Origin of the sequence: Streptomyces sp. Isolate_45 (genome assembly GCF_024721315.2) — a bacterium.
GTDB lineage: Bacteria > Actinomycetota > Actinomycetes > Streptomycetales > Streptomycetaceae > Streptomyces.
This window is the reverse complement of record NZ_JANFAK020000058.1, coordinates 15,574-29,960: the sequence shown is the minus strand read 5'-3', so window position 1 is coordinate 29,960 and position 14,387 is coordinate 15,574. Positions and strand designations below refer to the sequence as shown.

At 71.3% G+C, this 14,387-nt stretch carries 15 protein-coding genes; 4 read left to right on the top strand and 11 right to left on the bottom strand.

Annotated features, from left to right (window positions below; all coding sequences use genetic code 11):
- Nucleotides 1-5: 5 nt before the first annotated feature.
- The 4 genes from NOD94_RS19980 to NOD94_RS19965 all read right to left on the bottom strand — a co-directional run bounded on the left by NOD94_RS19980 (nt 6) and on the right by NOD94_RS19965 (nt 3,909).
- Nucleotides 6-1,088, bottom strand: a complete 1,083-nt coding sequence (locus NOD94_RS19980; protein WP_281207350.1) for a hypothetical protein — start codon at nt 1,086-1,088, stop codon at nt 6-8.
- Nucleotides 1,070-1,819, bottom strand: coding sequence for an ATP-binding cassette domain-containing protein (locus NOD94_RS19975; protein WP_281207349.1), 750 nt, complete (start codon nt 1,817-1,819; stop codon nt 1,070-1,072). Before NOD94_RS19975 ends, NOD94_RS19980 begins: the two co-directional genes overlap by 19 nt.
- A gap of 222 nt (nt 1,820-2,041) precedes the next feature.
- Nucleotides 2,042-3,421 (bottom strand): aspartate aminotransferase family protein, encoded by a 1,380-nt coding sequence (locus tag NOD94_RS19970; RefSeq protein ID WP_030227477.1) that lies wholly within the window; start codon nt 3,419-3,421, stop codon nt 2,042-2,044.
- On the bottom strand, nt 3,406-3,909 hold the full coding sequence (locus NOD94_RS19965; RefSeq protein ID WP_281207348.1) for an Lrp/AsnC family transcriptional regulator: 504 nt from the start codon (nt 3,907-3,909) through the stop codon (nt 3,406-3,408). The genes NOD94_RS19970 and NOD94_RS19965 overlap by 16 nt, the downstream gene beginning before the upstream one ends.
- Before the next feature lie 169 nt (nt 3,910-4,078).
- On the opposite strand from NOD94_RS19965, the gene NOD94_RS19960 reads away from it, so the two are divergent.
- From NOD94_RS19960 to NOD94_RS19950, 3 genes are all read left to right on the top strand, one after another.
- Nucleotides 4,079-5,518 carry a gamma-aminobutyraldehyde dehydrogenase gene (locus tag NOD94_RS19960; RefSeq protein ID WP_281207368.1) on the top strand — a complete coding sequence of 480 codons (1,440 nt, stop codon included), beginning with the start codon at nt 4,079-4,081 and terminating at the stop codon, nt 5,516-5,518.
- Nucleotides 5,519-5,633: 115 nt separating this feature from the next.
- Nucleotides 5,634-6,812: a spermidine/putrescine ABC transporter substrate-binding protein gene (locus tag NOD94_RS19955; RefSeq protein WP_281207347.1), complete on the top strand. Its 1,179-nt coding sequence runs from the start codon at nt 5,634-5,636 to the stop codon at nt 6,810-6,812.
- Between the two features lie 79 nt (nt 6,813-6,891).
- A complete protein-coding gene (locus NOD94_RS19950) occupies nt 6,892-7,440 on the top strand; it encodes a hypothetical protein (protein WP_281207346.1) in 549 nt (182 codons plus the stop codon).
- 17 nt (nt 7,441-7,457) lie between these two features.
- Here NOD94_RS19950 and NOD94_RS19945 read toward each other — a convergent pair whose 3' ends face one another.
- The 5 genes from NOD94_RS19945 to NOD94_RS19925 all read right to left on the bottom strand — a co-directional run bounded on the left by NOD94_RS19945 (nt 7,458) and on the right by NOD94_RS19925 (nt 12,481).
- Nucleotides 7,458-8,660 (bottom strand): serine hydrolase domain-containing protein, encoded by a 1,203-nt coding sequence (locus NOD94_RS19945; protein WP_281207345.1) that lies wholly within the window; start codon nt 8,658-8,660, stop codon nt 7,458-7,460.
- Nucleotides 8,661-8,808: 148 nt separating this feature from the next.
- Nucleotides 8,809-9,546 carry a response regulator transcription factor gene (locus tag NOD94_RS19940; protein ID WP_281207344.1) on the bottom strand — a complete coding sequence of 246 codons (738 nt, stop codon included), beginning with the start codon at nt 9,544-9,546 and terminating at the stop codon, nt 8,809-8,811.
- Nucleotides 9,543-10,661 (bottom strand): sensor histidine kinase, encoded by a 1,119-nt coding sequence (locus NOD94_RS19935; protein WP_281207367.1) that lies wholly within the window; start codon nt 10,659-10,661, stop codon nt 9,543-9,545. Before NOD94_RS19935 ends, NOD94_RS19940 begins: the two co-directional genes overlap by 4 nt.
- Nucleotides 10,662-10,731: 70 nt before the next feature.
- Nucleotides 10,732-11,421 (bottom strand): glycerophosphodiester phosphodiesterase, encoded by a 690-nt coding sequence (locus NOD94_RS19930; protein ID WP_281207343.1) that lies wholly within the window; start codon nt 11,419-11,421, stop codon nt 10,732-10,734.
- A 34-nt stretch (nt 11,422-11,455) separates the two neighbouring features.
- On the bottom strand, nt 11,456-12,481 hold the full coding sequence (locus tag NOD94_RS19925; RefSeq protein ID WP_281207342.1) for an adenosine deaminase: 1,026 nt from the start codon (nt 12,479-12,481) through the stop codon (nt 11,456-11,458).
- A 110-nt stretch (nt 12,482-12,591) separates the two neighbouring features.
- On the opposite strand from NOD94_RS19925, the gene NOD94_RS19920 reads away from it, so the two are divergent.
- Nucleotides 12,592-13,287 (top strand): DUF4190 domain-containing protein, encoded by a 696-nt coding sequence (locus NOD94_RS19920; RefSeq protein WP_281207341.1) that lies wholly within the window; start codon nt 12,592-12,594, stop codon nt 13,285-13,287.
- A gap of 76 nt (nt 13,288-13,363) precedes the next feature.
- Here NOD94_RS19920 and NOD94_RS19915 read toward each other — a convergent pair whose 3' ends face one another.
- Both NOD94_RS19915 and NOD94_RS19910 read right to left on the bottom strand, forming a co-directional pair.
- Complete coding sequence (locus NOD94_RS19915; protein WP_281207340.1) at nt 13,364-13,783, bottom strand: NUDIX hydrolase; 420 nt, start codon at nt 13,781-13,783, stop codon at nt 13,364-13,366.
- Nucleotides 13,780-14,334, bottom strand: coding sequence for an NADAR family protein (locus NOD94_RS19910; RefSeq protein ID WP_281207339.1), 555 nt, complete (start codon nt 14,332-14,334; stop codon nt 13,780-13,782). Before NOD94_RS19910 ends, NOD94_RS19915 begins: the two co-directional genes overlap by 4 nt.
- Nucleotides 14,335-14,387: the final 53 nt, after the last annotated feature.

The window sequence follows — 14,387 nt, the reverse complement described above, 5'->3', positions numbered from 1 at the left end:
TTCCGTCAGCGCGTCAACGCCAGGGACGTCAGTTGCGCCACACCCCAGCTGAGCGGAAGGCACACCGCCAGCAGTGCTCCGGCGCGCACCGTAGCGGCCGTACGCAGCACCGTTCCGGGGGTTCCGAGGTCGAGGAGGGCGGCCCGGGCGGCCGACCGGGACTGCCTGGATTCGACCGCCGATGTGAGAAGGGTCGCGGCCGCGCAGAGCGCCACCAGTGCCGCGGCCGGCCAGGTCAGGGGACCCAGCGGGGGCAGTGGCCCGGTACCTTCGCGCAGCGCCAGGGCCGTCAGCGCGGCCGCGGCGACCGCGCACAGCACCCCGAGGGGGCGGCCCAGCCGGGGCGCCTCCTCCTGCAGGGCCCGTCCGGCGAGCAGCCGCAGCGCGCCCGGTCGGGCGGCCTGTACGAGGGTTCCGCAGGTGTAGGCCAGTCCCGGCCCGGCGAGGGCGAGCCCGGCGACGATGAGGGCCCAGCCCGCCGGCATCGCGGCGCCGTTCGGGCCGGTGTAGGCCTCGACGGTGAGTCCGCACGCGGTGAGCGCGACCCCCCAGGGCACCCCGGTCAGGGGGGCCGGTCCGGTGGGCGAGGCGCGGTGGCGCAGGGCCAGGGCCGTGGCGGCGGAAGCGGTCAGCGGGATCAGGGCCAGCAGGGTGAGCGCGGCCGCCAGGGGCAACGGCTGCTCGGCGTGGAGCAGGCGGGCACCGGCGCCGTCGAAGGGCAGCCCGGTCAGGTCGCCGCGCAGGTGCAGGAAGGCGGCCAGCGCCAGGACGCCGCCCAGGGTGCAGGCGACGGCGGTGGAGACCGCCGCGGCCAGGCCGAGCCGTACGGGGCCCAGTCCGACGGCGTCCAGCCCCTGGCGGGGCCGGGTCGCCGGGTCGGTCCGGGCCACCGCCACGGCGAACTGCACGGTGGCGGCCAGCGGCACCAGTGCCCACAGCAGGCGGGGGAACGATCCGGCAGGCCGGTCCATCGCCCCCGCGAGGACGTACAGGAAGAGGAATCCGGTGCCGGCCGACGCGGTGGCGACGAGCAGCCGCCGCATCTGTACGAGGGGCCGGGAACCGCGGGCTAGGCGGAGAGCGAGCACGCGGCCTGGTCCTCCGTCGCCTGTGGGGGTGCGGCCGCGGCGGAGGCCGGGCGGCCGTCGAGCAGGGCCGTGGTGCGGTCGGCCGCGGCGGCCGTCTCCTCGTCGTGGGTGGCCAGCAGCACGGTGATGCCGTGCGAACGGGCCGCCGTGGTGAGGGTGCGCAGGAGCAGGGATCGCTCGGCGCGGTGCAGGGGGGCCGTCGGCTCGTCGGCGAAGAGCACGGCCGGCTCGGAGACGAGGGCCCGGGCCAGCGCGACCCGCTGGGACTCGGCCCGGTTCAGGGCGCCGGGGCGTTTGCGGGCGAAGGCGCCGATGTCCAGGCGCTCCAACCATTCGCAGGCGGCGTGCTTGGCTGCGCGGTTCGCGGCGCCGGCGAGCAGCAGGGGCAGGGCCACGTTCTCCCACACCTTGAGCTCGGGCAGCAGTTGCGGCTCGGGCCCGATCCACGCGAACCGGTCGCGGCGCAGGCGCTCGCGGGCCAGGGCTCCCATGGTGTGGACGGGAACGCTGTTGAACCAGACCTCGCCCTGTTCGGGGACCAGCTGTCCGGTCAGGCAGCGCAGCAGGGTCGTCTTCCCGCTGCCGCGCGGGCCGGTCACGGCCAGGATCTCGCCCTGCCGGACTTCGACGGAGACCCCGATCAGGCCGGGGGAACCGCTGTGGGAGTAGTGCAGGGACCGCGCCCACAGGACGTCATTGTCAGGCGGGGCAGTGTCCGGTGGAGCCACCATGGCGTACACCTCCGTCCGGGGGAACGAAGCGGAGCCCTTTCAGTCACTGGCGCCGCAATGAGATGTAAAGAGATGAACCGCTTGGATGGTGACAGCACACGGCCCGGACCCTCGCGTTCTCACTCGAACGGAGGATCCGGGCCGTGTGTTCGGACCAGTCGTGCTCGGACCGGTCGCGCGCCGGGCGGTCGTTGTCGGACCGGACGGTCGTGCCGGGTGCTGCTACAGCTTGGTCCATGCCTCGGTGAGCACCGAGCGCAGGATGCCTTCGATCTCGTCGAAGGTGCCCTGGTCCGCGATCAGCGGCGGGGCCAGCTGGATGACCGGGTCCCCACGGTCGTCGGCGCGGCAGTACAGGCCGTTCTCGAAGAGAGCCTTGGAGAGGAAGCCGTAGAGCACGCGCTCCGTCTCCTCGTCCGTGAAGGACTCCTTGGTGACCTTGTCCTTGACGAGCTCGATGCCGTAGAAGAAGCCGTTGCCGCGGACGTCGCCGACGATCGGAAGGTCGTGCAGCTTCTTCAGGGTGTTGAAGAAGTTGCCCTCCTGGTCCAGCACGTGCTGGTTCAGGCCTTCCTTGTCGAAGATGTCGAGGTTGGCGAGGGCCACCGCGGAGGACACCGGGTGTCCGCCGAAGGTGTAGCCGTGCAGGAAGGTGTTGTCGCCCTTGTAGAAGGGCTCCGCGAGGCGGTCCGAGATGATGCAGGCGCCGATCGGGGAGTAGCCCGAGGTCATGCCCTTGGCGCAGGTGATCATGTCCGGCACGTAGTCGAACTTGTCACAGGCGAACATCGTGCCGAGGCGGCCGAACGCGCAGATCGTCTCGTCGGAGACGAGGAGCACGTCGTACTCGTCGCAGATCTCGCGGACGCGCTGGAAGTAGCCGGGCGGCGGCGGGAAACAGCCACCGGCGTTCTGCACCGGCTCCAGGAAGACGGCCGCGACGGTGTCGGCGCCCTCGAAGAGGATCTCCTGCTCGATCTGGTCGGCGCACCAGCGGCCGTAGGCCTCCGGGTCGTCACCGAAGATCGGGGCGCGGTAGATGTTGGTGTTCGGCACCTTGTGCGCGCCGGGGACCAGCGGCTCGAAGGGGGCCTTGAGGGCCGGCAGACCGGTGATGGACAGGGCGCCCTGCGGGGTGCCGTGGTAGGCGACCGCACGCGAGATGACCTTGTACTTGGTGTGCTTGCCCTGGAGCTTGAAGTACTGCTTGGCCAGCTTCCAGGCGGTCTCGACGGCCTCGCCGCCACCGGTGGTGAAGAAGACCTTGTTCAGGTCACCGGGGGCGTAGTGGGCGAGGCGCTCGGCGAGCTCGACGGCCTTGGGGTGCGCGTACGACCAGATGGGGAAGAACGCGAGTTCCTGCGCCTGCTTGTAGGCGACCTCGGCCAGTTCCTTGCGGCCGTGACCGGCGTTGACCACGAACAGGCCCGCGAGGCCGTCCAGGTAGCGCTTGCCCTTGTCGTCCCAGATGTAGGTGCCCTCGCCCCGGACGATGGTGGGGACGGGGGAGTTCTCGTAGGACGACATGCGGGTGAAGTGCATCCACAGGTGGTCGTACGCGGTCTTGGAGAGGTCCTGGCTCACGGTTATCTGGTTCCCCACATGTAGGTCTGCTTCTTCAGCTTCAGGTAAACGAAGCTTTCGGTTGATCGCACGCCGGGGAGCGTGCGGATCTTCTTGTTGATCGTTTCGAGCAGGTGGTCGTCGTCCTCGCAGACGATCTCCACCATCAGGTCGAACGACCCCGCGGTCATCACCACGTACTCGCACTCGGCCATGTCGGTCAGCGCGTCGGCCACCGGGTCGAGGTCTCCCTCGACGTTGATGCCGACCATGGCCTGCCGTCGGAGGCCCACGGTGAGCGGGTCGGTGACGGCGACGATCTGCATGACTCCCTGGTCGAGCAGCTTCTGTACGCGCTGGCGTACGGCCGCCTCGGACAGGCCGACGGCCTTGCCGATCGATGCATAGGGACGGCGGCCGTCCTCCTGCAGTTGCTCGATGATCGCCAGGGACACAGCATCGACCGAAGGGGACGGTTGTCTGTTCCTGGAATCTGCGCTTCGACTGACCACGACCTCACTGTGCACGAGGAGTCGTCTGTTCCGCAACCCGTAGGCGATGAAATCCGTTGTGTGAGGTCCTCGATTGCACGGATTTCGTAGTTCGGTGTGTCTGGCTCTGTCGAAAGCGTCACCCGAGGGGCTAGGCTTGGGATTCGTCTCAATCATTGGACATGTGATCAGGAGAGTGGCTGTAGTGACCACCGAACTGCGTCGTCTGCGCAACTACATCGGCGGGGAGTTCAAGGACGCCGCCGACGGGCGGACCACCGAGGTGGTCAATCCCGCCACCGGCGAGGCGTACGCGACGGCCCCCCTGTCCGGCCGGGCCGATGTGGACGCGGCCATGGCCGCCGCCGCTGCAGCCTTCCCGGGCTGGCGCGACACGACCCCGTCCGAGCGGCAGAAGGCCCTGCTCAAGATCGCGGACGCCTTCGAGGCGCGCGCGGACGAGCTGGTCGCCGCCGAGTCGGAGAACACCGGCAAGCCGCTGGGCCTCACGGCCAGCGAGGAGCTGCCGCCGATGGTGGACCAGATCCGCTTCTTCGCCGGCGCCGCCCGCCTGCTCGAAGGCCGCTCGGCCGGCGAGTACATGGACGGGATGACCTCGATCATCCGTCGCGAGCCCGTCGGCGTCTGTGCCCAGGTCGCGCCGTGGAACTACCCGATGATGATGGCCGTGTGGAAGTTCGCCCCGGCGATCGCCGCGGGCAACACCGTGGTGCTCAAGCCGTCGGACACCACCCCGGCCTCCACCGTCCTGATGGCGGAGATCATCGACTCCGTCCTGCCCAAGGGCGTCTTCAACGTCATCTGCGGCGACCGCGAGACCGGCAAGGCAATGGTCGAGCACTCCACCCCGGCGATGGCCTCCATCACCGGCTCGGTGCGCGCGGGCATGCAGGTCGCCGAGAGCGCCTCCAAGGACGTCAAGCGCGTCCACCTGGAGCTCGGTGGCAAGGCTCCCGCCGTGGTCTTCCAGGACGCCGACATCGCCAAGGCCGTCGAGGACATCGCGGTCGCCGGCTACTTCAACGCCGGTCAGGACTGCACCGCCGCCACCCGCGTGCTCGTGCACGAGTCGATCCACGACGAGTTCGTGACCGCGCTCGCCAAGGCGGCCTCCGACACCAAGACCGGGCAGCCGGACGACGAGGACGTGCTCTACGGCCCGCTGAACAACCCGAACCAGCTCAAGCAGGTCGCGGGCTTCATCGAGCGCCTCCCGGCCCACGCCAAGGTCGAGGCGGGCGGCCACCAGGTCGGCGACAAGGGCTACTTCTACGCCCCGACCGTCGTCTCGGGCCTGAAGCAGGACGACGAGATCATCCAGAACGAGGTCTTCGGCCCCGTCATCACCGTCCAGTCCTTCACGGACGAGGCCCAGGCCCTGGAGTACGCGAACGGCGTCGAGTTCGCCCTCGCCTCCTCCGTGTGGACCAAGGACCACGGCCGCGCGATGCGGATGTCCAAGAACCTCGACTTCGGCTGCGTGTGGATCAACACCCACATCCCGCTCGTCGCCGAGATGCCCCACGGCGGCTTCAAGAAGTCCGGCTACGGCAAGGACCTCTCCGCCTACGGCTTCGAGGACTACACCCGCATCAAGCACGTCATGACCTCGCTCGACGGCTGATCACGGCGCGCCGGTCCGGGGCGGTGATCACACTGATCACCGCAGGGCTCTGAAGGGGCGGGCAGTAGACACCTTGTCTATTGCCCGCCCCTTCGGCTTGTTCGAGGCTGTGCGCATGCCTGAACTCGCCTTCTCCCGCCGCGCGGCGCTGCGCGGCCTCGGTGCCGCGGGCCTGTTGGCCGCCCTCACCGGCTGCGGTGTGCCCGCCGCCTACGTCCCTCAGGAGCGGCGCCGGGGCGAGGACCTTTCGGCCCGGGACCGGAGCGTCGCCTTCTCGAACTGGCCCCTCTACATCGACACCGATGAGGAGGACGAGGAGAGCCGCCCGACGCTGGACGCCTTCTCCGAGCGGACCGGCATCGAGGTCCGGTACACCGAGGAGATCAACGACAACGACGAGTTCTTCGGCAAGATCAGCCCGGCGTTGATGAACCGCCAGGCCACCGGGCACGACCTCGTGGTCGTCAGCGACTGGATGGCCGCCCGTTTCGTCCACCTGGGGTGGGCCCAGGAAATGGACCGCTCCACGCAGGCCAACGTCACCAAGTACCTGGACCCGCAGTTGCGTTCCCCCGCCTTCGACGAGGGTCGGCTGCACACCGTCCCCTGGCAGTCGGGGATCACGGGCATCGCGTACAACCGCAAGGCGCTGGGCCGCGAGATCAAGTCGGTCGCCGACCTCTGGAAGCCGGACCTCGCGGGCAAGGTGACGCTCTTCTCGGGGCTGGACGAGTCCTTCGCGCTGCTGATGCAGGGCAACGGCGTCGACGTCACGCGGTGGACCGAATCGGACTTCCACCGGATGTGCGACCAGGTCGATGAGCTGGTGCGCAAGAAGCACATCCGGCGCTTCACCGGCAACGACTACACCTCCGACCTGAGCAAGGGGGACGTCCTGGCCTGCCAGGCGTACTCCGGCGACGCCATCCAGCTCCAGGCCGACAACCCCGACATCGAGTTCGTCGTTCCCGAGGAGGGCGCGGAGCTCTGGGCCGAGAGCCTGCTCATCCCCAATCTCGCCCGGCACAAGGTCAACGCCGAGGCCCTCGTCGACCACTACTACGACCCCGAGGTGGCGGCGGAGCTGGCCGCCGCGGTCAACTACGTCTGCCCCGTACCCGCCGCCCGCGAGGTGCTGGCCGGCTCCCCGGACAAGGAGACCGCCGAACTCGCGGAGAACCCGCTGATCTTCCCCGACGAGGACATGCGCGGGCGTCTCGTCGTGGCCCGGGACATCTCCTCGGTCGAACGCCGGACCCTCGCCAGGCGCTGGAACTCCATCGTCGGACTGTGATGCGAACCGCCGGCAGCGGAATTGAACGCGTTCACAGAATTGGCTGAACGTGTTCAATTCTGGGAGTAGGGTGGCTTCCATGAGCGAGAGAAGCGCCCTTGAGCGGCGGATCCGTGCCTGGCTTGCCCTGTTCCTCGTCTGCCTCGTCCTGAGCGGACTCACCGCCTTCCCACTGGTCACCGAGCTTCGGTGGGCCAACGCCCTGGTCTCCAACGAGTGGCTGCAGCGGGTCGGGGACGGCCTCGTCCGGGCCGACGCCGAGTACCCCTTCCTCCTCTACGGCACCGACTGGCTCGCCTTCGCCCACCTGGTGATCGCCGTCTTCTTCTACGGAGTCCACCGCGACCCCGTGCGCAACATCTGGATCGTCGAGGCCGGCATGGTGGCCTGCGCCGGGATCATCCCGCTGGCGCTGATCTGCGGCCCCGTCCGGGGCATCCCCTTCTGGTGGTCGGTCATCGACATGTCGTTCGGGGTCTTCGGGGTGATACCCCTGCTGATCCTCCGTCGCATGATCAAGCGGCTGGAGGCCCTGACCACCGAGGCCCTGACCGCCGAGGCCGTGACCAGCGAGGCCGTGCCGACGGAGGCGCCGCGTCCCGGGGTGCGGCCGCAGCCCCAGCCGTAACCCCGGCGCTGGAGAGGCTACTTGGCGAAGGCCGCGTACACGATGGCCTCGGCGACCTTGTTCATGTTCCGGCCCTTGGCGTCGGTGGAGTTCACCGAGTAGACGAGGGTGCGCGACAGGTCACGGGTGCCGCCTATCACCGTGTTGTAGCCGTGCCGCCCGCCCGTCTTGCCCCAGGCCTCCTTGCCGCCGGGCAGGACGAACCGCTTCATCCCGGCCGTCAGTTCAGCGGGTCGCCCGGTCTCGAAGTCCGTCACGGCCGGCACCGTGAACATCTCCTCCAACTGGGCCTTCGGTACCAGACGTCCCCCGAACAGGGCCTTCGTGAAGCGTTCCAGGTCCGCCGTGGTCGAGATCAGGTCCCCGGCGGCCCACTCCCAGGAGGAACCCCACACCGAGACGTCGACCAACTTGCGGCCGCCGTCGGGCAGCGGCACCGCCTGGTAGCCCCGGTTGTGCGCACCCGGTATGCGCGTCTGCGTCCGGCTCGGCAGCGAAGTGTCGCGCAGACCCAGCGGCTTGAGGATCCGGGCGGTCACCGCCTTCTCGTAGGACGTGCCGGTCACCTTCTCGATCAGCACGCCCAGGATCGTGTAGTCGATGTTCAGGTAGTGCTGCTTGGTCCCCGGGTCGAACTCCGGTCCCTTCGCCACCGCGTTGGCGATCATGGCGCGCGGATCCTCCACATCGAACCGGTGGGCGTACGCCGCCTCGAAGGTGTCGCCCGGATGGTCGGCCGGGCGGATCCCGCTCGTGTAGTTCAGCAACTGCCGCACGGTGACCGGCTTGAACGATCCGGGCAACAGGCCCGGCAGGTACTCCTGCACCGTGCCGTCCAGCCGCAGTCGGCCCTCGGCGGCCAGTTGCAGCACCACCGCCGAGGTGAAGGTCTTCGTCACCGACCCGGCCCGGAAGCGGCCGTCCGTGATCGCCGGACGCCCCGTACGGACGTCCGCGACACCGGAACCGCCACGCCACTCACCGCTCGTGCCACCCACCCGGACCAGCGCGGCCGTCGCATGCTCGTGCTGAGCCCCGAGGCCCGCGATGGCCCGCTCCAGCGCCGCCGCGTCGGGCGGCGTGGAGAAGACGGGCCGGCCGGCGGCCGCCGACACGGCCGAGGGCGCCGGCGCCGCCGCGGCGTGCGCCGCGACCGCGGGCCCGGACGCGATCCCCATGACCAGGGCGGCGGCGATCAGCGTGCGCGTGGTTGCGTTCATGGTGGTTCCCCCTGTGGTGCGCTCCGCGGGGCTCGCTGCCCCGATGACCACAATGTTGCTGCTCACGGGGCCGGTTGCGGATCACCGATGAGAGGGGTCTTCAGCGGTACGACAACTCACCGACGCGGGGGAGACGACACGCCGCCCCTCACTCCCCGGAGGGAGAACCCTGCGCACCGCCGGCGACCCCCCGGGCCCCGGGCACCCCCGCCCCGGCCGTGGCCCCCGCCGCTATCAGCCCCGTCTCGTACGCGCAGATCACCGCCTGGATCCGGTCGCGCAGCCCCAGCTTCGCCAGCACGTTCCCCACGTGCGACTTCACGGTGTGTTCGCTCACCACCAGCGCCGCCGCGATCTCCGCGTTCGACATGCCCCGCCCCAGGTGCAGCAGGGTCTCCCGTTCCCGGGCCGTCAGCACCTCCAGCCGGCGCGCGGAGAGTTCCCGGGCCGCCGGGGGCCGGGCCGTGGCCGCCGTGTACTCCTCGATCAGACGCCGCGCCACCGAGGGCGCCAACAGGGACTCGCCCGCCGCCACCACCCGTACCGCGTGCACCAGGTCGTCCCGCCGGACGTCCTTCAGCAGGAACCCGCTCGCCCCCGCGTGCAGCGCCTCGTACACGTACTCGTCCGAGTCGAAGGTCGTCAGCATCACCGTCCGGCACGTGCTGCGCGCCGTGATGCTCCGGCACGCCTCGATCCCGTCCAGCACCGGCATCCTGATGTCCAGCAGCGCCACGTCCGGGGCCAGCCGTTCCACGGCCTCCACGGCCGCCGCCCCGTCCCCGACCTCCGCCACGACCTCGATGCCCTCCTGGACGTCCAGGATCATCGCGAAGCCGCTGCGCACCAGCTCCTGGTCGTCGGCCACCACCACACGGATCGTCAAGTCCCCACCTCCATCGGCGACGTTACAAGAGCGACCCGCACCACGAATCCGGTGCCGCCCGGACCCGGCCCCGACCAGGCCGTCCCGCCGTGCGCCGCCGCCCGCTCGCGGATGCCGATCAGCCCGTGCCCACCGACCGCCCCGGCCGACGTCGCCCCGCCCGGGCCCCGGCCGTCGTCCGCGACCGTCACCGTCAGCTCCGTCGGCCCGTACGCCAGCGTCACGTCCACCGAGGCGGCCCCGGCGTGCTTGACCACGTTGGTCAGCGCCTCCTGCACCACCCGGTGGACCGTCGCCTCCAGCGCCGCCGGCAGCTCGCGGACCTCGCCCGTCCGCTCGTACGACACCCTCGGCCCGCCGGCCCGCACCCGGTCCAACAGGGCGGGCAAGGCCCCGATCCCCGGCTGCGGCGCACGCGGGGCCGACTCGTCCGTGCGCAGCACGCCCAGCATGGTCCGCAGCTGCGCCATCGCGTCCCGCCCCGTCTCCGCGATGGCCTCGAAGGCGGCCTCGGCGCGGGCCGGAGCGCGGCGTACCGCCAGCGGGCCCGCCTCGGCCTGCACGATCATGATGCTGACCGCGTGCGAGAGGATGTCGTGCATCTCCCGCGCGATGCGTGCCCGCTCGCGCGCCGCGGCCTGCTCCGCCTCGATCCGGTTCGCCCGCTCCAACTGCTCCGCCCGGTCCTCGACGGCGGCCGTGTAGGCCTGACGGGTGTGCCGGGACCGGCCCAGCGCGTACGCGGAGCCGCCCACGAACAGGGTGAAGAACAACTCGCGGGCCGACCCCGTGTTCCAGTACACGGCGAGGCAGGCCGCCACCACGACGGCCGCGGACACCACCAGCCTGGTCCGTCGCGGGCAGAGGACGGCCACGGTGTAGAAGGCGATCAACGGTCCGTAGGGCAGCGGTTGCCCGGGGCCGTCCATGCCCAGGTTGTAGGCGAAGCCGACGGCGGAGATGGCCGCCAGGACCGTCACCGGAGCCCGCCGCCGCCAGATGAGCGGCAGCAGGCCGGCCGTCGTGAACGCGTACGCCGCCCAGCTCCTCGGCGACCCGCCCGGCTGCTCCGGCAGCACGAACGGCATGGAGGAGACCAGCTGCACCAGCAACATCAGCCCCAGGTCCTGCCACCGGGGATCGGCGCGGCGGACCCGCTCCGTCAGTTCGCGTATCACCCGCGCGTCAACGGCCGAGGTCGGTGCGCACGGCCGCCAGCGCGTCCAACCGGTTCGTGGTGATCGAGTCCACGCCGGCCGCCACGAGCGCCCGCATCGACCGCTTGGTGTCGGCGGTCCACGCCGACACGAGCAGCCCGTCCCGGTGCAGGGCGTCCGCCAGCTCGCGGTCGACCAGCCCGAAGCGGTAGTTGAGCCAGCGCGGTGCCACCGCGTCGATCAGCACCCGGCGCGGCGGCGACAGCGTCGTCCAGGTCAGCGCGATCTCCGCACCCGGATCGGCGGCGCGCACCGCCAGCATGGTGCCGGGACCCGCGCAGTAATACGTGCGCTCGCCCGCCCCGCATTCGCGCACCAGGCCGACGACGGCGCGTACGGCCTCCGTCGAGGCGCCGGGCAGGTCGAGCATCAACCGGCCGGCCCCGGCCGCCATCAGGGCGTCCCGCAGGGTCGGGACCCGACCTTCCGTCAGCTCCTTGAGCTGCGGGGCCGTGACGGCGTCGAGCCGTACGTCGTGGCCCCACAGCCGCTGGAGGGTGTCGTCGTGGAGCAGGACCGGTACCCCGTCACGGGTGAGCCGGACGTCGACCTCCACCGCGTCCGCCCCCCGGGCGAAGGCGGAGCGGACGGAGGCGAGGGTGTTCTCACGGAAGCGATAGGGGTCGCCGCGGTGCCCGACGGCAGTGAGGGTGCTCATGCCCCCATTCTGGTGGCAGGCGCGAGCAGTTGGGTCAGCGTGCGAGCCAAGCGGCGGTGTACGTGTCGATCTCGTCGCTCAGCTTCGCCTTGCCGGCGGCGTCCATGAACGAGGCCTCGACGGCGTTCTTCGCGAGCTGTGCCAGACCGAGCTCGTCGAGTTCCAGGAGGCGGGAGGCCACCGCGTACTCGTTGTTGAGGTCGGATCCGAACATCGGCGGGTCGTCGCTGTTGATGGTGACGAGGACGCCCGCGGCGACCATCTCCTTCACCGGGTGCGCGTCGAGGTCGGCGACGGCGCGGGTGGCGAGGTTGGAGGTCGGGCAGACCTCCAACGCGATGCGGTGCTCGGCGAGGTAGGCCAGCAGCTCCGGGTCCTGGGTGGAGGTGGTGCCGTGGCCGATGCGCTCGGCGCCCAGCTCGTGGATGGCGTCCCAGACGGTCTGCGGTCCGGTGGTCTCGCCGGCGTGCGGCACGCTGTGCAGTCCGGCGGCGCGGGCGCGGTCGAAGTACGGCTTGAACTGCGGGCGCGGGACGCCGATCTCGGGGCCGCCGAGCCCGAACGACACCAGGCCCTCGGGGCGCAGGTCGACAGCGAGGCGGGTGGTCTCGGCGGCCGCCTCCAGCCCGGCCTCGCCGGGGATGTCGAAGCACCAGCGCAGGACGACGCCGAGCTCGGTCTCGGCCGCCTTGCGGGCGTCCTCGATGGCCTCCATGAAGGCCTTCTCCTCGATGCCGCGGCGGGTGGAGGAGTACGGGGTGATGGTCAGCTCGGCGTACCGGATGTTCTGCCGAGCCATGTCACGCGCCACCTCGTACGTCAGCAGCCGTACGTCCTCCGGGGTGCGGACCAGGTCGACGACCGACAGGTAGACATCGATGAAGTGGGCGAAGTCCGTGAAGGTGAAGTAGTCGGCGAGCGCCTCGGGGTCCGTCGGGACCTTCGAATCGGGGTGGCGGGAGGCGAGTTCGGCCACGATGCGCGGGGAGGCCGAGCCGACGTGGTGGACGTGCAGTTCGGCCTTGGGCAGCCCGGCGATGAAGGGGTGCAGGTCGGGCATGGGTGCCTCCGTGTGGACGCGGGTGCGGTCAGGTCGGCTTCATCGTAGGCAGCGCCGGGGGGTGTCGGCGGCAGCGCCTAGCATGGCTGTACGAGAAGGGGGGCGCCGCGATGACCGACCACAGCCCGGAACCGAGGGACCCGTGGGCGCCGCCCGAGCAGTCGGCGGCGAACCCGGGCCGGCCGCCGGCGAACCCGGGCGGGCCGCCCGTACCGCCCGTGCCCCCGGTGCACGAGCAGGTGACGATGACCGGGATACCCGGCGCGCCCGGCCCCTCCGGGTACGCCTCTCCCGCACCGTACGAGCCGCCCCCGCCCTCCGCGTACGGCCCCGGGCCGACGCCCGCCTACGGGTACCCGGCGCAGCCGGATCCGGCGGGCCCGGCGTACCCGGCCGGGGCGGGGTACGCCTACCCCGGGTACGCGGCGCCGCCGGTCGCCGGGCCTCCCGGCCATCCGTACCCGGGCCCGCCGGGGTACGCGTACCCGCCGCAGGGGCCGCCCGCGAGCAGCGGCATGGCCGTGACCGCGCTCGTGCTCGGCATCGCCTCCGTGGTGCTCTGCGTGACCATGGTCGGCTCGATCGCCCTGGGCATAGCCGCGGTCGTCTTCGGCGCCCTGGGATGGGGGAAGGCGAGCCGCGGTCAGGCCGGTGGCGGAGGCATGGCCTTGGCAGGCGTCATCCTCGGGTCCGTGGGCATCATGCTGGGCCTCGTCATGACCCTGCTGGTCGTGTTCGACACCACCGAGGAGGGCTCCGACGGCGGCGACCCGCCCTCGGTCTCGCAGGTCCGCGAGCGCGTCTGACCGGTACGGTCCCCGTGCCGCCCGACCGCCCGCGCGGCCCTACCGCGCCCGCACGACCCGCCCGCGCGGGGCGGGGTCAGTCCGGGACGGCCGACAGCAGGGTCGGCACCATCCAGGGGCCGTCCGGCGCGCTCCGCGCGAGCGGCATCCAGGTGAGCCCGACCATCCGGGGGCACGCGCACTCCAGGTGGCCGTCCACCCCGAGCCGGGGCTCCCCGGGCGCCACCTCGACCCGGAAACAGGAGGTCCACCCCGAGGGATAGGGGGCCTCGTACGCGTACCGCACCTCCAGGGCGCGCAGGCCGGTCTCCTCGGCCACCTCCCGGCGCACGGCCGTCGCCAGGTCCTCGCCGGCCTCCACACCGCCGCCGGGCAGGGTCCAGTACTCCGGCCCGTCGTGAAGGCCGGACGGTCCCTTGCCGCGCTCGCGGACCATCAGGACGCATCCGTCCCGGATGATGACGGCGGCCACCCGCTGCCGCGCCCGCCCGCTCACGCGGTGCCTTCGCGCAGCCGCTCCCGGGCCTCCATCAGGGCGAATCCCAACAGGTTCAGCCCGCGCCAGCGCGTGGGATCCAGTGCCCGCTCGTCGTCGGCCGCGAGGCCGATGCCCCAGATCCGGTCCATCGGGCTCGCCTCGACCAGCACCCGCGTGCCGGTGCCCAGCAGGTAGGAGCGCAGGGCCGGGTCCGAGCCGAACTTGTGGACGCTGCCCTCGACGACGAGCGCGAACCGCTCCCGCGCCCACACCGCGTCGTCGAAGCCGCGCACCAGCCGCCCGGCCGCCTTCGCCTGCGCGGGGCTCCCGGCCTCCAGCGCGGCCCGCTCCGCCTCCGGGTCCGCGAACAGTCGAGCCTTGCCGGCCATCATCCAGTGCTCGGCGGTGGGATACCGGACATCACCCACAGTGAAAGCGGACGGCCACCACTGGCTCAAGCAGCTCGGCCCCAGCCGCCCGTCCGGATTCGGCCGGTGCCCCCAGAACGGCAGGTACTTGACCTTCTCACCGCGCCTGACCTGCTCGATCAACTTGTCGACCATCTCCATGCACGCGAGTCTGACAGTCACCACTGACACTTCGTACGGGATTTCGGGCGCGC